This is a genomic window from Verrucomicrobiota bacterium, assembly GCA_039192515.1.
Taxonomy (GTDB): domain Bacteria; phylum Verrucomicrobiota; class Verrucomicrobiia; order Methylacidiphilales; family JBCCWR01; genus JBCCWR01.
Window position 1 is genome coordinate 1 of record JBCCXA010000025.1, and the last position, 18,664, is coordinate 18,664.

Annotated in this window: 17 protein-coding genes and 1 tRNA gene; 14 read left to right on the plus strand and 4 right to left on the minus strand. The window is 41.9% G+C overall.

Going from position 1 to position 18,664, the window contains the following annotated elements:
* The 3 genes from AAGA18_11295 to AAGA18_11305 all read left to right on the plus strand — a co-directional run.
* On the plus strand, positions 1–353 hold a 353-nt coding region (locus AAGA18_11295; GenBank protein MEM9445922.1), incomplete at its 5' end, for an RHS repeat-associated core domain-containing protein.
* A 56-nt stretch (positions 354–409) separates the two neighbouring features.
* Positions 410–670, plus strand: coding sequence for a hypothetical protein (locus AAGA18_11300; GenBank protein MEM9445923.1), 261 nt, complete (start codon positions 410–412; stop codon positions 668–670).
* A 272-nt stretch (positions 671–942) separates the two neighbouring features.
* Complete coding sequence (locus tag AAGA18_11305; protein ID MEM9445924.1) at positions 943–1,395, plus strand: hypothetical protein; 453 nt, start codon at positions 943–945, stop codon at positions 1,393–1,395.
* A gap of 183 nt (positions 1,396–1,578) precedes the next feature.
* Here the strand turns inward: AAGA18_11305 and AAGA18_11310 are convergent, their stop codons facing one another.
* Entirely contained in the window at positions 1,579–1,725 is a 147-nt protein-coding gene (locus AAGA18_11310) for a hypothetical protein (GenBank protein MEM9445925.1), read from the minus strand.
* Positions 1,726–2,272: 547 nt separating this feature from the next.
* Between AAGA18_11310 and xseA the strand changes: the two genes are divergently transcribed.
* The 9 genes from xseA (at position 2,273) to AAGA18_11355 (ending at position 13,378) form a co-directional block, all read left to right on the plus strand.
* Complete coding sequence (gene xseA, locus AAGA18_11315) at positions 2,273–3,580, plus strand: exodeoxyribonuclease VII large subunit (GenBank protein ID MEM9445926.1); 1,308 nt, start codon at positions 2,273–2,275, stop codon at positions 3,578–3,580.
* Between the two features lie 34 nt (positions 3,581–3,614).
* Positions 3,615–3,893 (plus strand): exodeoxyribonuclease VII small subunit, encoded by a 279-nt coding sequence (gene xseB, locus AAGA18_11320; protein ID MEM9445927.1) that lies wholly within the window; start codon positions 3,615–3,617, stop codon positions 3,891–3,893.
* A gap of 26 nt (positions 3,894–3,919) precedes the next feature.
* Positions 3,920–5,830, plus strand: coding sequence for a 1-deoxy-D-xylulose-5-phosphate synthase (gene dxs / locus AAGA18_11325; GenBank protein MEM9445928.1), 1,911 nt, complete (start codon positions 3,920–3,922; stop codon positions 5,828–5,830).
* A 12-nt stretch (positions 5,831–5,842) separates the two neighbouring features.
* Positions 5,843–7,057, plus strand: coding sequence for an argininosuccinate synthase (locus AAGA18_11330; protein MEM9445929.1), 1,215 nt, complete (start codon positions 5,843–5,845; stop codon positions 7,055–7,057).
* 174 nt (positions 7,058–7,231) lie between these two features.
* On the plus strand, positions 7,232–8,119 hold the full coding sequence (gene cpaB, locus AAGA18_11335; GenBank protein ID MEM9445930.1) for a Flp pilus assembly protein CpaB: 888 nt from the start codon (positions 7,232–7,234) through the stop codon (positions 8,117–8,119).
* 25 nt (positions 8,120–8,144) lie between these two features.
* A complete protein-coding gene (locus tag AAGA18_11340) occupies positions 8,145–10,115 on the plus strand; it encodes a type II and III secretion system protein (GenBank protein ID MEM9445931.1) in 1,971 nt (656 codons plus the stop codon).
* A gap of 21 nt (positions 10,116–10,136) precedes the next feature.
* Complete coding sequence (locus AAGA18_11345; GenBank protein ID MEM9445932.1) at positions 10,137–11,291, plus strand: P-loop NTPase; 1,155 nt, start codon at positions 10,137–10,139, stop codon at positions 11,289–11,291.
* Between the two features lie 37 nt (positions 11,292–11,328).
* Positions 11,329–12,147 carry an acyl-ACP--UDP-N-acetylglucosamine O-acyltransferase gene (lpxA, locus tag AAGA18_11350; protein MEM9445933.1) on the plus strand — a complete coding sequence of 273 codons (819 nt, stop codon included), beginning with the start codon at positions 11,329–11,331 and terminating at the stop codon, positions 12,145–12,147.
* 55 nt (positions 12,148–12,202) lie between these two features.
* A complete protein-coding gene (locus AAGA18_11355; GenBank protein ID MEM9445934.1) occupies positions 12,203–13,378 on the plus strand; it encodes a glycosyltransferase family 1 protein in 1,176 nt (391 codons plus the stop codon).
* Positions 13,379–13,528: 150 nt separating this feature from the next.
* Here AAGA18_11355 and AAGA18_11360 read toward each other — a convergent pair whose 3' ends face one another.
* Positions 13,529–14,857, minus strand: a complete 1,329-nt coding sequence (locus tag AAGA18_11360; protein ID MEM9445935.1) for an MFS transporter — start codon at positions 14,855–14,857, stop codon at positions 13,529–13,531.
* A gap of 879 nt (positions 14,858–15,736) precedes the next feature.
* Here AAGA18_11360 and AAGA18_11365 point away from each other — a divergent pair.
* Positions 15,737–16,816 (plus strand): ABC transporter substrate-binding protein, encoded by a 1,080-nt coding sequence (locus tag AAGA18_11365; protein ID MEM9445936.1) that lies wholly within the window; start codon positions 15,737–15,739, stop codon positions 16,814–16,816.
* A gap of 20 nt (positions 16,817–16,836) precedes the next feature.
* Here the strand turns inward: AAGA18_11365 and AAGA18_11370 are convergent, their stop codons facing one another.
* Both AAGA18_11370 and AAGA18_11375 read right to left on the minus strand, forming a co-directional pair.
* Positions 16,837–17,202, minus strand: a complete 366-nt coding sequence (locus AAGA18_11370) for a helix-turn-helix domain-containing protein (protein ID MEM9445937.1) — start codon at positions 17,200–17,202, stop codon at positions 16,837–16,839.
* A gap of 416 nt (positions 17,203–17,618) precedes the next feature.
* Positions 17,619–17,692: transfer RNA gene (locus AAGA18_11375), tRNA-Met, on the minus strand.
* Between the two features lie 134 nt (positions 17,693–17,826).
* Here AAGA18_11375 and AAGA18_11380 point away from each other — a divergent pair.
* Entirely contained in the window at positions 17,827–18,651 is an 825-nt protein-coding gene (locus AAGA18_11380) for a hypothetical protein (GenBank protein ID MEM9445938.1), read from the plus strand.
* The last annotated feature ends 13 nt before the right edge of the window (positions 18,652–18,664 follow it).

Sequence of the window (18,664 nt, forward strand, 5' to 3'; positions counted from 1 at the left end):
GAACACGCACCGAAGAATTTGGCTCTACCGAAGATCGCCAGAAGGCCAACTCCAAGGATGAAGACCCAACAGGTCTCCTTAACGAAGGCTTCCGTTACCGCGACCTCGAAGCCGGGGTCTTCATCACCAGAGATCCGCTCGGCTTTGTCGATGGACCGAATGTCTACACCTATGTCATCCAAAACCCCTGGACAAAGTTCGACCCAAGAGGGTTGAATGCGTTTGCTCAAAGTGCTGCTGCAACACCAGCACAGAGGGAACAAGCAAGAAGGGACTTTATGGATCATATGGAGGAAGCTAGGTTTATGATAGCTATTCAAGAGATCTCTTTAGCACTCCACAAGCTAATCTAAACAATCAGATCTTCCTAGCTGGTGTTGGATTAATCACGCCAGGACCTGAGGACGCTGTGATAGCTGGTGTTGCGGCGACTAAAGGAGGACAAGCTTTAGCTAAGCTAGGTGGTAAAGCTTTAGGTAATGTCTTAGAAGGTGCTTCTGATGTTGCCTCAGGCAGTGCTAAACAAACTGCTAAAGAAACTAAGCAAGCAGTCAAAGCCTTAGAAGTTGATGGTAAAGGTGCCTTAGATAAAAAAGCTGTTAAGGGTGATAATTTAGAGCATCATGAAATACCTTCTAAAGCAGCAATTCAGAAAAATGTTGAAAATTAGCTAGGCCGTAAACTATCACCTCAAGAAGCAAGAGAATTGCAAAAGCAGAATACCTCAGTTGCAATACCTAAAGAAATGCATAAGCAGCAGCCTACTACAGGTGGTAAAAACACTAAGACATAAGTAGACAACGATGCTGCTGATTTAGGTGCAGCAGCAAGAAGAGATACTAAGTCGTTCGTTGAAACTGCTAAAGAAGCTGGATTTAAAAGAGACGATATAGCTAAAGCAACTAAGGAAATTAGAGAAAAAAATAGGGAGCGTAACATTAAATGATACAAGGTGATGAGCTAATACTATTTTTGGCTAAATCTAAGGATGATAATTCACTCATTGCTTTGATTAAAAAATGCGCGAACGACTATTCTTTTGATAAGGATGAAGCAGGTTATTACTGTGTTTTGTCTGATGCGGGAATAGATTTGGTTTTTGATGAAGAAGGTCTTCTTGATACAGTTTTCTTTTATTCACAAAATCACAGAAATGAAGCGGGTAACTATTATAATGGAAATCTACCCAAAGAATTAACTTTTGAATTATCAAAAGAGGGAGTTATGCAAATATTAGGTGGGCCCTCAGAAGTAAAAGAAAAGCAAAACCTTTTTGGTTTAGAAGTGCCTGCTAGCGAGAAGTATTACCTATCAGATTGCTCAATGCACATTGAGTATAACAGTGAACAATCTGCTATGAGCAGACTTATTTTGGTAAAACCAAAAGTTGGTTAGCAAAATCCGAAGCTCCTGGCGTGCACCGGGTCTGACCTATGAATGCCAACATGCACCGTCTCAGTCCTTGCTATTGACAACTAGCTTAATCCTCCCCGTTGCATGTGAGGAAAGGAAGCTGTCATGGTCTAGTGCTTGCTTGGGGAGACATTCTCACAACAGGCCAGTATGCCACATAGGCTCTTAGCGGCTGCTCTCCGGGGGGAGGCCTCCAGCCTTAGCCCCTATGATGACATACCGGCGTATTGTGCGCAGAGCCGTTGCCCACGGAAGTCTTCTGGCTCCCGCATAGACCACGCCAGCTTCCTCCCACGCACCTCCATTGTTCATTGGCTACGTCTGGCTACGCTTGTCGGTAAACAGAGAGCCTTGTTGTCATCCTCCTTTGTCAGACCTTCTCGTCTGTTTAAGCTTTTAGGCATTTTTATAAACTTCTAATCAGTCTGGGGTTAAAAATTTTGATATCATAGCGTTTCTCATGACCTTTTCTACATGTATGGAGCGAAAAAGATTAAAAATTTTTTATTATAGATGCTTGGAATAAGCTTAAATCCCGATTATGGGCAGTGTATTGCAATGGTAACTGCTCAATTCACTGGGGAAAACCTCTCTGCTCAATCACAGAGCTCGATTTTGCAGATCTTATTGAATTCTGCTCATCCGTGCACCGTCTGGGCTGAATATTCATTAAATTTTAGGATAGTTTAAGCCTAATTTAGCTGTAAGATAGAATTAAGTTAGTGGATGCCTGAGTGGTCAAAGTGTTAGGCAAGGGCCATTATAATTAGGAGTTAAAATAGGTTTGTGGGCGTCTTGCTTAGAAGCTTATTGATTGCTTAGTGCAATGATAGGGGCTAAATAAAACTAATAAATTTAAATGAGTAAGTCCTTAGATTTATTTGAAAAAGGAAAAGATGAATCTCTGCCTTTGACTGTAGCAGAGCTAACTCATTCGGTTTGTAGCCTTTTAGAGGATCAGATCGGAACAGTATGGTTGGTTGGTGAGCTTTCGAACTACCGGCAACATTCCTCGGGACACTGTTATTTTACTTTAAAGGACTCACAGTCTCAGTTGCGTGGGGTGATGTTTCGTGGAGATGCTGCTAATTTATCTTTTTCGCCAGGAGATGGTGATGAGGTTTTGGTTAAGGGCATGATCACGGTTTATGTGCCTCGGGGAGAGTATCAAATACGCGTTTTCAATATGAGGCCCAAAGGCCAGGGTTCTTTGCAAGAACAGTTTGAAGCTTTGAAGTTCAAGTTGAGCGGAGAGGGTCTCTTTGATCAGGAAAAGAAAAAAAAATTACCTCTTTTCCCTCAAAAGATTGGAGTTATTACTTCTCCGACGGGCGCTGCCGTTCAAGATTTTTTGCGGGTGATTACTCGAAGGTGCCCTAGATTAGATATACAGATTTTTGGCGTTCATGTGCAAGGTAGCGAGGCTATTGAGGACATTGTGGATGCCATAGAGGAGTTTAACCAAAGGGCAGAGGTGGATCTTCTTGTTCTCACGCGAGGTGGGGGAAGCTTAGAGGATTTATGGTCTTTTAATGAAGAAGCTGTAGCGCGGGCAATTGCAGATTCAGAAATACCGGTAGTCTCTGCCATAGGTCATGAAGTTGATTTTACGATTAGTGATTTTGTCGCAGATTTTAGAGCGCCTACTCCATCCGCGGCTGCTGAGCTCATCAGTACTGAGGATCTGGCTTGGATTCAGGAACTGGGAGCGTTAGAGACTCGATTAGGGAGAGGAGTGGCAGCCATCATAAAAGAGCTAAGCTGGAAGTTAAGTAATTTTGCCGGGCACTATGTTTTCAGAGAGCCTATACGCCTGGTCGAGCAATCCATGCAGAGGCTCGATGAATGCCAAGAAAAACTTGAACAACAAACGTGGTTAGGTTTGGAAAGTAGGGGACAGATTTGCAATGAGTTAAGGCACCGCTTAGAAATTTGTGATCCAAAGCAGCAAATAGTGCAATTACAAACAAAAATAGACGTATTGAGCGAAAAAATAAGACTTTTGTCTCCTAGAGCCACTTTAGAAAGGGGCTACACGATCGTTTTTGATAAAGATGGAAGGGTTTTGAGGAGAAAGAATGAAATTGTTTTAGAGCAGGAGTTGACTTTAGAGTTTTTTGACGGCAATTTGCCCGTTAGCACTTTTACGCCTAACAAGGCCAAATAGGCATAAAAGACATCAAATCTTGATTAGATAGTAGATGGGAGATAAGAAAGCAGCCAAGGAAATAGCCTTTGAACAGGCAATGGGGCAACTGGAAAAGATAGTTGAGGAAATGGAAAATGGAGAGTTGCCATTAGATCAGATTATCAACAAATATGAGGATGGAATGGAGCTACTCTCAATCTGTAGAGATAAGCTAGAGTACGCAGGGAAAAGAATAGAGTTGTTAACTCGAGAGAAGTCGGGAAAAGTATCAATCACATCATTTAAATCACAAAAAGCTAAAGACAGTGATCAAGACGAGGTCTTGCTATAATTTTTTAAGAAAAAGGAAACGAAGCTATGTCGAATTATCTAGATACAATTGAAAGTCCAAGTGACGTTAAGAAATTATCTATTGAGCAGCTACAAAGTCTCGCTGAAGAAATTCGGCAGGAGCTAGTAGAGGTCCTTAGCCAGACTGGGGGTCACTTAGGCCCCAATCTTGGGGTAGTGGAGATGACCTTGGCTATGCATTATGTCTTTGATACGCCTAAAGATAATTTTGTATTTGATGTGAGTCACCAGGCCTATGTCCACAAGCTCTTGACGGGTCGTCGCAAGGAATTTCATACTATCAGGCAGCCCAATGGACTCAATGGCTTTATGCTCAGAACGGAAAGCCCCCACGACTGTTATGGTGCCGGGCATGCGGGCACCGCGTTATCTGCAGCCTTAGGTATGGCAGTTGCTAGAGACCAACGTAAGACGGATGAAAATGTAGTGGTCCTTGCTGGTGACGCTGCTTTCACATGTGGTATTACTTTTGAAGCCTTGAATAATGTGGCATCTAGTACCAAGAAGCTGATCGTTATTCTTAATGATAACGAATGGTCTATTGGTAAAAATGTTGGAGCCATTGCAAGTTACTTTAATAAAATCACGACTAATCCTAACTACGCACATCTACATGATCAGGCGAGCCGCTTTTTAGAGAAAATAGGAGGTAAGGCAGCGGTTAAAGCCGCCAGAAAAGTTGAAGAGTCAGTCAAAGGCTTAGTTTTGCCCAGCGTGATTTTTGAAGAGCTTGGCTTGACTTACTATGGACCGATGGATGGCCATGACTTGAGTTCTTTGATTAAGACCTTCGAGTTTTTAAAAGAGCAAGAGCATCCAGTCTTGCTTCATGTTTTAACGAAAAAAGGTAAGGGCTTTAATCCCGCTATCGATAACCCTAAAAAGTTCCATGGAACAAGTCCTTTTTGCCCTGATACAGGAGCAACCGCTAAAGCAAATCAAAGAACATACTCACAAGTCTTTGCGGATTGTCTAGGTGATCTAGCGGATATGAATCAAAAGGTAGTCGCCATTAATGGAGCTATGCCTAATGGAACCGCCTTGGATCGTTTTCAACCCCGCCATCCAGATCGTTACTATGACGTTGGTATTGCGGAAGAGCATGCGGTCCTTTTTGCTGCGGGTATGGCAACGAAAGGTTACAAGCCTTTCTGTGCTATTTATTCAACGTTTTTACAGAGAGCTTTTGACCAGATCGTGCATGATGTCTGTCTTCAGAATCTTCCTGTAGTTTTTTGTATGGATAGGGGGAGTTTATCTGGGGATGATGGACCTACACATCATGGCGTTTTTGATATCTCATATATGCGGTGTATTCCCAACATCGTTCATATGACGCCTAAAGACGAAGATGAGCTCAGTGACATGCTCTTTACGGCTATGCATCATCCGGGCCCTATTGCCATCAGATATCCCAGAGGTAATGGAACAGGTGTTGAGGTTAAAAAGCAACCCGAGTTGATTCCTATAGGCAAGGCGGAGGTCATCAAACATGGTGAGCAGGTGAGTATCTGGGCTCTCGGATCTATGTTAGAGCTGGCTCACGAGGTTGCTGAAGAATTAGAAAAACAAGGTTATGCTACTTCGATTGTCAATGCTCGCTTTGCTAAACCAATTGACCAAGGAACTTTAGAATTCTTTGCTAGATCGTCTGATTTGATTATTACGATGGAAGATCATGTATTAAAAGGCGGCTTTGGGTCGGGGGTGCTCGAGGAACTCCAAGAAATGGAAAAGATGGTGCCAGTAGTCAGGATTGGATGGCCCGATCAGTTTATTGAGCATGGCAAGGTGCCTGGGCTGAGAAAAAAATATGGACTTTCGGTAGAAGCGACACTTGAAAGAGCAAAGACCTACCTAAGTCATATCAAGCCCAAGAAAGCGGCCAACAAGCCCAGTACGGTAGCAGTAGCCTAGAGTATTTATTTCATGAAGATAGTCGTCGCTTATTCCGGAGGGCTGGATACGTCCGTCCTTCTTCTCTGGTTGAAAGAGAATTATCAAGCTGACGTCATTGCCTACTGTGCTGACGTGGGTCAAGAAGAAGAGCTCGATGGATTAGAGGAAAAAGCTTTATCAACGGGAGCTAGCAAGTGTTTTGTTGACGACTTAACAGAGGAGTTTGCTTCAGATTTTATTTACCCAATGGTAAGAGCTAATGCTCTCTACGAGAGCCAGTATTATCTTGGGACAAGTATAGCTCGACCTCTAATTGCAAAGAGGCAAGTCGAAATAGCAAAGCAAGAAAAGGCTCAAGCTGTTGCCCATGGTGCTACTGGCAAGGGTAATGATCAAGTGCGCTTTGAATTAGCCTTCGCTGCTTTAGCTCCTGAGCTACAAGTCATTGCCCCATGGCGGGAGTGGGATTTTACGGGACGCAAAGATCTTATCAAATACGCTAAGAGTAAAGGCATAGAGATTCCAGTTACCGCTAAAAAGCCGTACTCCATGGATCGTAATCTTCTGCATTTGAGTTTCGAAAGTGGGATCTTAGAAGACCCTTGGGTTGCTCCAAAAGAGGAGATGTTCAAGCTATCGGTCTCGCCAGAGAACGCTCCCAATAGAGGTGAAATAGTCGAACTTGATTTTTTAAAGGGAAATTGCGTGGCGATTAATGGGGAATCTATGACACCTGCAAGTATTTTAAGAAAGCTTAATAAGCTTGGAGGTAAGCATGGAATTGGTCGAGTTGACATTGTGGAAAACAGATTTGTTGGTATGAAGTCTAGAGGAGTATATGAAACACCCGGAGGTGCGATTCTTTACCAAGCACATCGCCAATTAGAAACACTTACTTTAGATCGAGAACTTATGCATATCCGAGATGGTTTGATTCCTAAATATGCTGAACTTATTTATAATGGATTCTGGTTTGCCCCTGAAAGATTGTTCTTACAGGCGGCAATAGATGACAGCCAAAAATATGTGACTGGCACAGTAAAATTGAAGCTATACAAAGGGAATATCATTACCTTGGGACGCAAAAGCTCGGTTTCCTTGTATAGTCCAGAAGTGGCCACTATGGAAGATGATGACGGAGCATACGACCAAACAGACGCAACTGGCTTTATTAGACTTAATGCGCTTAGATTGAAAAGTTGGGCAAAGGCTCAAGGTTTACGACTCAAGAAAAAAAAGCGCTAGCTCCATTACTGTGGGTGCTAAGCTCAAATCTTTCCGGCCATCCAAGCAATTAAAGAATTAATTGCACTTGTATGAATGAAAATTTTAGGCTTATAATTTTTAGTATAGAGGCGATTATATTTATATTGTAGTTGACCGATATGGTAGTTTTTCTGTATTTTAACGTAAATAGTTATGGCTGGAATCGGTAAAGCTTTTAATATTTTATTTGTTGTTGCAATCGTTATCGGTGGACTTTGTATATTTTTACTTTTTCAATATATTAATAATGTTAAGGAAGAATCGAGAAAAGCGGCTCTAAAAGAAGCGGGTAGCTCCAAGATTGAGCTAGTTAAGGTGCTTACTGCTAATGTTGATATTGAGCATGGCACGCTCGTAGAGGAGAGCATGACGAAAATGGCGGAAGTTCCTAAGGAATATGTCCCCGAAACGGCATTAACCTCTGCTGATAAGTTAGGAAGAAGATTAGCTGCTCATTTTATTCCTCAAGGCGATTTAATTCTAGATGCTAAGTTGAAAGAAAGAGAACAAATTCAAAGAGCCTCTTTGAAGATTACTCCAGGGATGCGTCTCGTTACTACATCAGTAAATGATACCAAAGCCACCGCATTCTTAATCAAGAATGGTGATTATGTTGACCTTATTGGGACCTTCACTATAGCAGATGCAGGCCGTACTGCTTTGAATCGCGTCACAGACACTGCTGTGACATTCACTTTTTTACAACATGTAAAAGTTTACGATATAATTTACGGTAATCCTGCCCCTCCACCAACAAACAATAAAAACAAGAGTCAAGTGGACCCTAGAGTAGCTAGAGGAACGACTGTCACATTTGAAGTAACTCCACAAATAGCAGAGAGGATACTGGCAGCGGAGTCTAGAGCTAGTGGTATTACTATGGTACTTAGGCGTTACGATGATGAAGAGAAAGTCACTGGCCTCGGCACGAACGTTGAGACGGTGCTCGAAGAATATCTACCCCCTCAGCCTATCATTGAAGAATCAGAAGAAGTCCTTCCACCTCCTCCCCCAACACCAACCAGAAAGACAGTATTTTAATTCATCTCTCTTAGAGGAAACTTAAATGAAAAGAAAAATCAGGATTTTAATTTGGCTGGTACTTCTACTAAGCGTTAGCCCAAAACATCTACTTGTCGCACAAGACGCTACGATTATACAAGCTTTCATAAATGAGAATATTCCGATTGAGGTTGAAGATTATAACTCTGCTACAGTTAAAATTGATAATAAGAATGTAGTGATAGATGGTTATTGGGAATATAAAGATGAGTTGGGTCAAGTTCTGGAGGAGCCGGTTATTAATTCTCAACCTCCAGCGGTGAATAATGTCCTGCTACTGGCTGCTCGAGCGCCAGGTGTCGCCGTGGTTTCTATTACTGAAAATGGACAAATTAAAGAATATAGGATTATTGTAGAGAGTCGCGTTAAGCAAAACCAGACTGAAAAAGAAATTGAAGAAGCGGTTAAGGCTTTCATTGGTGATCCGGGTGTAAAAGTTAGGGTTTTACCACCACAAAGTTCTATAGTTGGAAGAAATTTAGCAGGTGCTTTCGGTGAAGAAGCTGCAGCTAACCTTTTTGCTCCAGACCAAGGAGGCGGAACCACTATATCTCTTAGCCCTGATGGCACGTCTACTGGGGGTGGTGCTGGAAGTAGTCAAGAGGCCCTTGTGGCAGCTAGTGACTTTAGACCAACTATCATTCTTGAGGGTGAAGTTGCCAATGATATTGTCAAAACTAAAGCTCTCAATATAGCTTATGCTTATTCACCTAATGTTGTAGACTTGTTATCGGTTAAAGAGGCGGTGCAAGTGAGAATTAGAGTCAAAGTTCTCAGTGTTACTCATGATAAAGACCAAAACATAGGCTTACAATGGAGAGGAGGGAATGCAGAATCACAGAGTCGGGCTGGTCTATTGCCCGGTGGTGCACCACAGGATACTGGAACAGATGGATTAGATAGTTTTACAGCAAATAGTACTAATGGTTTTTCATGGCCATTGCTTTCGTCTGGATTTACATCTGCCGCACCATTCTGGGATGTTGTTCAAGGTAACAACGCAGTAGAAACTACTATCAATCTACTAAAAACGAAACAGGTAATTGAAGTGCTTCAAGAGCCAACTCTAACTGTGTTAAATGGCCAGCCTGCAAAAGTCCAAATTGGAGAAAACATTCCTATAGTCACGACTACTGTTGATGATGGGGTGCAAACTCAAAGTATTGAATTTGTTGAGACTGGAACTATTTTGCTAATCACACCCATTCTTTTTGAGGAGGATGTAATCAGACCTTTTGAAGATGGAACTTTTCCTACACAAGGAATCTCGCAGTTTGAAAGGACCAGGGCAGAAGATGTAGGGGATGGAAGAACAGTTAATACTGTTGATGAGAATGGTATCATTAGATTACTTGTTCAGCCTTCTATCAATACATTTTCAAGCACATTCAACGACCAACCTCGTATAACAGTTCAGCAAATAGAAACACGAGTTGCTCTTAGAGAGAATCAGTCGTTGGTTTTAGGCGGTCTATATGATCGAACTGATACGACTAATCGAGAAAGTGTGCCATTTGTAGAAAAAATACCATTAGTAGGAGAGTTATTTAAAAATCGACAAGACGACTCTGATAAGCAGGAGATTATTTTTATTATAACACCTACTCTTATCGGTATGGATGAGTCATCTGATGAAAGAAGTATCTTGACTGAAGGGAATGCTAGATTATCAGAGTTACAAGACATGATATTGGATTATGAAGAAAATGTCGTAAGGAAAGCAAAGCCGACTCGTGTCAGTGCAAGTGAGTTTATGGTGCGACCCTATGAAGAACCTCAAGGACTTGAGTCTATTGAACTCCCTCAGCGTCCTTCAGTTGAGGAAGAAATTCCTGAGGCCGTCGAAGCCACGGGAGAAAGTTCTCAAGCAGTAGATTTAGAGCCAGAAGATAGTGAACAATCTCAGAGTTTTTCGACTTCTGGTTCTAGACTAGAAATAGTGCCTAGAGATGAAGAAACTGATGGCGATCAGTAGAGAAACTATTATACTCTTTGCATGACAGATTTCTTTCTGGTCCATCGAGATCCTGAAATGGTGGGTGTCGTAACCCAGGCTATTGCCGAGGAGCCAGATCACAATCTAGCGGGTCAAGTATCAACGGGTAATGATGCAATATTCTACCTCTCTTCAAACCCCATACGTGTTCTTTTATTGCAATTAGCTCTTCAAGATCTTGATGGCTTTAGTTTAATGGACCAATTAAGGGAAAAGTACCCAGATCTTTGTATTGTGCCCATTCTTGAAGGCAACGAGGGTGGTGATGTATGGCAAAGAATATTGCAGCTTGATATGCGAGATGTGATCAATGGTCCTACCGATGTTGTCTCAGTAAAGAGTATTCTAAAAAATGCAGCTATGAAGGCTGCACAACTTCAAGAGGCTTTTGAAAATGCTGGTGATGTTCGCGGAAAGTCTTACATGATTGCAGTTGCAAGCGCCAGAGGAGGAGTAGGCAAATCAGTGTTTGCAACTAATCTGGCATTGTCTATGTGCAAGTTAGGAGCCGACGTTTCACTATTAGACTTTAGCATGAACGCAGGCGATTTTTTTACCATGCTAGATCATGTTCCTAGAAACACCATTGCAGATGCGATTACTCAAGGAGATCAATTAGACTTTCAATTATTAAAAACCCTCGTAGCTGATCATCCTTTAGGCTTTAAATTTTTGGCATGCCCCAATCAGGATTTTGATTTTTATGCTTGTGACTATGAGGTAGGTACTAATATTTTGCAGACATGTAGAGGTCTAACTGAGTATCTGGTAGTAGATACAGGTGTTTATGACTTACCAAGCACAGCTTCAGCCATAGATGAATCGGATGTTATTTTTCTAGTAACCACCAGAGATTTATCTCGTCTACTGAGCTTACAGAGACTTATCAAGAGCTTTAAGGAAAGAGATATAGTTCCTCAAAAACTAAAAGTCGTCGTCAACAATGCCGAAGTAGGAACAGAAATCACTGAGCCCGAGATTGAAAGTGTATTGGAGCATCCAGTGACTGCTTACCTCCCTAGTAACCCGCTGCAAACAACTTTTAGTATTAATAGTGGCAAACCATTGGCTCAGACTAAACCGGATCTTCCATTTATTGCGGTTATCAATAAATTGGGCGAATACACCTATGGGCATTGGCTAGAATCTGATTAGTCTAAGGTTTTTCTGATTGGAATATGAGTAACCCGGTTTGAGTATTTTAATGAAAGGAAAATCAGAGATACATCCGACCGCACTCGTTCATCCGTCAGCTAAGGTTGGTAATGGCTCAAAAATAGGTCCTTGGGTTCTTATAGAACAGGGAGTTGAAATTGGTGAGCAATGTGAGGTTTGTGCCAGAGCTGTGTTGACAGGTTCTATTAAAATAGGTTCTGAAAATCATATAGGATATGGGGCTATTATTGGTGCAGAACCGCAAGATATTAGTGCGGAGGGAGAATATGGAGGCATTACTATCGGAGATCGTAATGTCATTCGTGAGTATGTAACTATTCATTGTGCTACTGGCAAAGAATCAAATACTGCAATTGGAAATGATAATTTTTTCATGGTTGGTTGCCATATTGCCCATAACTGTTATGTAGGAAACCACGTTTTTTTGGTTAATAATGTATTACTTGGAGGACATGTAAAAATCGCTGACCATGCCTTCTTGGGTGGTGCAGCTGTGGTGCACCAGCATACAAGAATTGGGAAATTTGTGATGGTTAGAGGGCAGACTCGCTTAGGGTTAGATGTCCCCCCTTATTGCATGGCTGTTGATACAAATGTAGTGCAAGGATTAAATCGCGTGGGCCTAAAGAGAAATGGCATAGACACTGCAAGGCGTAAAGCAATACAGACAGCTTATAATCTACTTTACCATTCAGGTTACAATAGAGTTCAGGCTATTGAGGCTATGCAAAATGATTCACATTTAAAGAATCAAGACATAAGGGATTTTATTGATTTCCTGTTAACTACCAAGAGAGGAATAAGTCAACCTGAGTTTAAAAATTCTGGTCATTAGGTGAATAAAAGTTAATAAACTCAATTATTTGCCTATTTATAAAATCTAAAGTCCTGTGAAGATATCGATTGTAGCCGAAACTTTTTATCCTGAAGTGAATGGAGTGGCCATGACTATGAGGCGCACAGTCAAGCGTCTAGCTGAATACGGCCATCGAGTGCAAGTCATTCGGCCAAATCCTCACGAGGATGGTGAAGAGCGTCAATTAGGTATCTGGGAAGAAGTAAGGCTTCCCGGCTATACGTTGCCATACTACAAAGAGGTTGTCATTGGATTACCAACTTTCGGCTACTTATCGTCATTATGGAAAAAGGATAGACCAGACGTGGTCCATGTTGTTACAGAGGGTCCGCTTGGGTTTGAAGCTGTCATAACAGCTAAATTCATGAAAATTCCTGTTATATCAAGCTTTCATACAAATTTTCATGAGTACGGGAAACACTATGGAGTAGGCTGGCTGCAAAGATTTGCATTATCGTACCTAAAGTTAGTCCATAATTTAACGCGACTTACACTAACTCCAGACCAAGAATTGATTCGATCATTGGAAAACTCTGGATTTAAAAATGTTAAATATTGGGGCAGAGGAGTAGATACAGAACTCTTTAGTCCGAGGAAGAGATCTAATAAATTACGAGAAAAATTTGGCGTGAAGGAGGAGGATCTTCTCGTGGTTCAAGTAAGTAGAACGGCCGTGGAGAAGAATGTAGATTTATCTGTGCGTGCTTTTCGAGCGATCAAGCAGGCACATCCAACAAGCCGCTTTATTTTCGTTGGAGGAGGCCCCAAAAAACATCAAATGGAAAAAATGTATCCTGAAGTTGATTTTGTCGGTTGGAAAATCGATGAGGAATTAGCCACTTACTATGCTTCAGGGGACTTATTTTTATTTGCAAGCGAGACAGAAACATTTGGCAATGTTGTGACAGAGGCTTTGGGTAGTGGTTTGATTGTCTTGACCTATAACTATGCGGCAGGCCAACAATTCATTCGCAACGAGGAAAATGGTTTTGTAGTAGAAAAGGGTAATGAGGATCATTTTATTGAATCGAGCCTAAGTATTGCCGAGAGATGGAAAGAGCTAAACCATTTGAGAATAAACGCTCGTGAGACAGCTTGCTCTATTCCCTGGTCCCTGGTCTTTGAGGGTTATTTGGATCAAATTGAAGGGGCCGTAAAGGATACTGCATTTAGACCGAAACAAGAGGCCACCGCAAATACTGGGGTCTAGGTTTTAGCTGGATTTACATCAGAACTATCTCGGTTCTAAAAGCGGTTAAGCAAATTCGCATGCCTGTCATTATTTGCATGCCTCTGCTAAATTCGAAGTAAAATAGGATGTGAAATAGTGTTCGGCAAGAATAGGAATTGTTAGTGATTACTAAGGAGTACCTTTTTTCTTATCTCTAAATAACAATGCAAAAAAGATCAACACGACCAGGGCCATAATGGCTGGAATGCCCCAGATGTTCTTCCAGTTGAGTGACTGCAGCTCTTTTTTACGATTTTGACTGAGTTGCGTTTGCAGGACGGCGAGTTGTTCGCTACTAGCTACTGGGTTACTTTGGACACTTTCAATCTGCGCAGATAAAGCCTGCACCTTCTGACTATATTCTATAGCGATTTCTGATGTGTTGATTGTTTCGATATAGCCACAAAGTTTAGCTCCCGTGAACATACCAGCACCCAAGGTTACGAAAACAAGTAGTCCTTGAGCTTGGGTTCGGATTTTTTCTGATGCCATTTTATCGGTGTAGATTTGCCCAGTGACGAAGAAGTAGTCGTAGCAGATACCGTGTAATAGAATGCCACCTATGATCATCCAGGTGACTTCTGTAGAAGCTCCCATGGCAAAGAGTGCGTAACGTAGCACCCAGCACGACATGCCGATAAGTAACATCCGTTTGATCCCCAAGCGTTTGAGTAATAGGGGCATCGCGAGCATGAAAAGAATCTCTGACATTTGTCCGTAAGACATCGTCTGAGCTATAGGCAGTTCATTTAACTCCACTACGCGACTAGCCAGTTGGTAGTAAAAGGCGAGTGGGATACAGATGAGGAAAGAGCTGATTAGGAAAATGAGGTAGGAACGGTTTTTAAGTAGAACCAAGGCGTCGATTCCAAAGATTTGCCCGACGGAGACTTTTTCTTCACTGCTAGCTGGAGGTGTATGTGGAAGGAAGAAACTTAAGACCCCCAGAACAAAGGCCGAGCCGGCCGCAAGGTAAAACATGTTGATACTGCGATCCCAGGTGAGCCAGGAGATGATCAAACCTGCGATAATCCATCCGACGGTTCCAAAGACTCGTATGATGGGGAAATCTTTGTTCGCATCTGTATGCTTCATGGCGATGGCGGCGGTGAGTGAGAGAGTTGGGAAATAGGTGAGGGTATACGTGAAAAAAATGATGTTAATGGTATAAGGCTCAGAGCCAGTCTTCATGAACCAAGTAGCAAGTAGCATTAGGGCACTGCCTGCTAGATGTAGGGCACCAAGAAGTTTTTGACTCGCGTAAAAGCGATCGGCAATCATGCCTACGAAAAAGGGAGTGAACATCCCCGAGATGGGACCAACAGCATAGGTCCATCCAAAGTCTGCTCCAGTGAATCCTATTTGGCTCAAGTAATTGGGAGCGGTAACATACCAAGCACCCCAAATAAAGAATTGAGCAAACATCATCATGGCTAGTTTGGTACGAAGAAAGTGCATAGTCGGATCTTATTTGAATTCATGTAAATCTGCTAGGTTTATCTTAGAGAGCTTGTAAGACTTAGCTATGGAGTAAGATGAAGGACTTGCCAGCTTTGCGGGATTGTATTAGACAGGTATACTTACTGGTTTCTAAAGAGAAGGATTGAAGTAAAACACTTCTAGAATTACATGATTAGGCAAGAAAAAGCCGTTAAGTTGTTTGCTTTGAGTTTGTGAAAATGGTTGTGCACTTGGTGCGTGACGCGGAGAAATTGACGCTATTTGTTTACAGGGCTCATAAATTGACCTAACCGTATGCTCATAAGATGTCTTTACAATCGCTTTGATTTTTTCTAATTCCTCATCATCACGCGGTGGGAATACCTTTACCAGATCATGAGGCAATCAGCCCTCTGTCACTAAGAAGTGATCTTCGTCCCAACCTTTGTTTGTAATTTCTCGTGCGTCCTCACTACTAAGATTTAAATGCATGCTGCTATTGTTAGGATGCGAATGGATATGTACGAACTCACGGCCGACTGTAAGAGTATTATAATTATACTCCATGCTGTCATGCATCACCAGAGTGGGAGTGCCTAGCACATGGATGTCGCTTTTTTAATTCAAGACATTCGTCTATGAGAAACAGAATCCATGCTATTTATTCATTATCTCATCGGGGCCTTGGTCATTGAGCTGAGAATAGGGGATACTAGCTGTCGTGTTTGGTTGGGTATCTGAACGGTTTTTAAAATAATTAACATAATTATCTCCTACCCTCTTGCACTAACTTTATATCTTTACTAACTAATTTAATGCGCTAACTAATTTATAGCTTATTAAGAAACTAAGACAACAAACAATTATTAAGAAAAGGAGAATGGTGCCGTGAAACTCATGAAAACCCTAACTGTTATGGCTGTGTGCAACGTGATAGCGACGATGTCTTTATGGGCTTTAGATATAGAAACACGATCACTAGATGAACTGTATGCTGAGGCTTTGAAAGAAAATGGTGAATTCGTACTGCGCGCTGGCGGCGATAAGCCTGACCAGATTGATTACTACCTGGATAAATTCAAAGCACGTTTTCCCAAGTTAAAGGTAACCCATAGCGTGGATGTGAGCCTAAATCATGCCCCGCGCTATGATAATGCGCGTGCAGCAGGCGGTAAGAAGAATGTGCCAGATGTGATTCAATTTCAAACGCTTCATGACTTTGAATATTATAAAGAGCATGGCTTGATCGAACCCTATAAGCCGAAGCACTGGGATGCGGTCTTCCCAGATCACAAAGACCCGAATGGATACTGGACGAGCATGTATGGCGTGACTTTCAGTAACTATTCGAACCCCGAAGTGTTGGGTGATATCGAAAGTCCTCGCGATGCCTTGGATTATTTAAACCCCGCGCTTAAAGGTAAGCTTATTTTGACGTATCCGCATGATGATGATGCGGTACTATATCAATTCTGGCATTTAAAAGAACAATATGGCTGGGATTATCTTGAGAAATTAGTGGCGAACGATCCGAAATGGGTGCGCGGCACAGCATGGCCGTATGAAGCGATCAATAAAGGCTGGTATGGCGCAAGCTTTACGACGTTCTGGTCGTTTGAGCCGTTGCCCAATCAAAAGACCAAGTTTCAAATTCCAGAGAAAGATTTTTTCTTAACGTGGTTTCAAACAGCGGCTATCCCTACACAGGCTAAGAACAAGGGTGCTGCAAAGCTTTACATGAATTGGATGTTATCCGAGGAGTTCCAAGGCACATGGCTTCAATTCCCTGTGCGTTATGATATTGAAGCCCCAGGTGGATATAAATCCGTTCTGTATCACAACACCTCACCAGGCGACTTCCGCCGTTGGATGATGCGTCGTAATTTGGTAGAACGCTTTAGATTGCAAATGCGTCAGCTTATCGGTGAAGCCGAAGGGCCAACCCCCGTTAATATCGATTATAGTGTCAAGCCTTAAGCAAATGAGAAAGCCCGTCTCTATGGCGAGTTTTCAGTATCGTATTTTTTATTGGCTTTTTGCACCACCACACCATTATCCACGTACCATTGCTCTAGGATATCGAACAAAGGCTTTAATGTCTTAATCAAGGGCGTAGCTTGATATTCGACATGAGGCGGAATGGTTTCAAGCTGAATACGATTGACCAACCCATCTCGCAGCAGCTCTTGCAGTTGTTGCGCAAGCATTTTGGCTGACACGCCCCCGACTGCGCGCTGTAATTCATTAAAACGCAGGCGATCCGTTTGGCTAAGTTGCCAGAGGATTTCTGGTTTCCACTTTCCTGCAAAGACGCGCAGGGTGTTAGCGACGGGACAATTTGGTGTGTTATCTATTTTGTTCATATCATAAGTTACTTAGATGTTAGTGCTATATAAAATATAGGACTAGACCCAGAACAGTCAACATATCGCGGCTCTCTCTACTCTCTATCAATTATTTCGTGTCACATAGCGGCTGTATGGCAGTGCCGAAAAATCAAATTCTTGAAAAGTTAAGATTTTTAAACCACTGAAAATAAAACAGAAAAGCTGAAGAGTGTTTGGTGCAAAAACTCACAGCTTTAAAGAGAATGGGCCATCGGACAGAATTTAAAGAGATGCTGGTGTAAAATTAGAGGTCTAAGTGCTTAAGTTGGAAACTCAGAAATCTTATATTCTCGGAGCTTTAGAGGGGGAGGCTTAACTTTAAAGATAAAAAAGCTTATGGTATTAAAATCCGGCGATTTGCTGGAAACTCCCTTCATACTCTTAGCGAAGTATTGCGGGAGCAGGATTTGAACCTGCGACCTTCAGGTTATGAGCCTGACGAGCTACCTGGCTGCTCCATCCCGCGGTCTTGGATCGGATATAGTCTCACAAGCTATATACTCTGTCAACGCATCTATGAAAATTCTGTATCTTTTATTTTTGTTTGATGTAACTTTGTATGTCAGTTGTCTTTGTATTGATAAAACGAAAAGGAACATTATGGAGCTATGGGCAATAAAAATTGGGATTGTACTGGGGCTGATTGCGGTTGGGTCTATTTTGTTGCAGTACCAGGAGACTTGGAAAAGGAAGCTGGGTGTTTGGTTTTTTATCGCCACTTTCGGAGCAATTATTTGGTTTTTAACTAACAGTGGAATCGCTACTACTGCAGCTATTGTATCCTATTTTGCCTTTCCTATAGGGCAGGCGTTTATGGCGTCTAGGAGGATGAGATTTTCTCCTGAGCGGCAACTCAAGCCTGGTATTCTCAATATTCAGGAATTTGAAGAGGTGCATTTCATTACTCAAGAATTCAAGCAAGAAAATTTTAGTGTTGAAGGGGATCACTGGCTTAAGCCATCGGCTGTAGATAGAGGTTTTAGATTGCTAAAACACCGAGAAAAGCCTCTCTATGGTGCAGTAGCCGTTGCTCAACAAAGTAGTATAAATTTAGTTTATACGATGTTGGGCTCAAGGGCAACTGATGGTAGCGTATGGATTACCTGGGATTATCCATTACCTTTTGGGTTTAAAATGCCTCCACATTGCTGTTTTTATAGATGCTTAGAAGCTGACAGTATTAAGGAGCTGATTGCTCAGCACGAAGCTTTTACAGAGATTAACAAGGTAAAAGTGGGGTCAGAGGATGAACAAAAAAAGGATGTTAAAGAATTTTTCGATGAGATCTTCAAATCAACTATGGATTATAATCTTAAAATAGGAATGTTAAAATATACCAACAGTGAAAATGGTGAAGTTCTATATAGTTGGAAGGGCACCGCCTTTATTACCTGGCAGGTCCTTAGGGAGATGTTAATAGGGTAGGTATAAACTAGGT

Coding starts and splice junctions, on each gene's coding strand:
- AAGA18_11340 (MEM9445931.1), top strand. CDS start 8,145: ATGAAAAGAAAAATCAGGATTTTAATTTGGCTGGTACTTCTACTAAGC.
- dxs (MEM9445928.1), top strand. CDS start 3,920: ATGTCGAATTATCTAGATACAATTGAAAGTCCAAGTGACGTTAAGAAA.
- cpaB (MEM9445930.1), top strand. CDS start 7,232: ATGGCTGGAATCGGTAAAGCTTTTAATATTTTATTTGTTGTTGCAATC.
- AAGA18_11330 (MEM9445929.1), top strand. CDS start 5,843: ATGAAGATAGTCGTCGCTTATTCCGGAGGGCTGGATACGTCCGTCCTT.
- xseA (MEM9445926.1), top strand. CDS start 2,273: ATGAGTAAGTCCTTAGATTTATTTGAAAAAGGAAAAGATGAATCTCTG.
- AAGA18_11305 (MEM9445924.1), top strand. CDS start 943: ATGATACAAGGTGATGAGCTAATACTATTTTTGGCTAAATCTAAGGAT.
- AAGA18_11380 (MEM9445938.1), top strand. CDS start 17,827: ATGGAGCTATGGGCAATAAAAATTGGGATTGTACTGGGGCTGATTGCG.
- AAGA18_11365 (MEM9445936.1), top strand. CDS start 15,737: ATGAAAACCCTAACTGTTATGGCTGTGTGCAACGTGATAGCGACGATG.
- xseB (MEM9445927.1), top strand. CDS start 3,615: ATGGGAGATAAGAAAGCAGCCAAGGAAATAGCCTTTGAACAGGCAATG.
- AAGA18_11370 (MEM9445937.1), bottom strand. CDS start 17,202: ATGAACAAAATAGATAACACACCAAATTGTCCCGTCGCTAACACCCTG.
- AAGA18_11310 (MEM9445925.1), bottom strand. CDS start 1,725: ATGAACAATGGAGGTGCGTGGGAGGAAGCTGGCGTGGTCTATGCGGGA.
- AAGA18_11345 (MEM9445932.1), top strand. CDS start 10,137: ATGACAGATTTCTTTCTGGTCCATCGAGATCCTGAAATGGTGGGTGTC.
- AAGA18_11360 (MEM9445935.1), bottom strand. CDS start 14,857: ATGCACTTTCTTCGTACCAAACTAGCCATGATGATGTTTGCTCAATTC.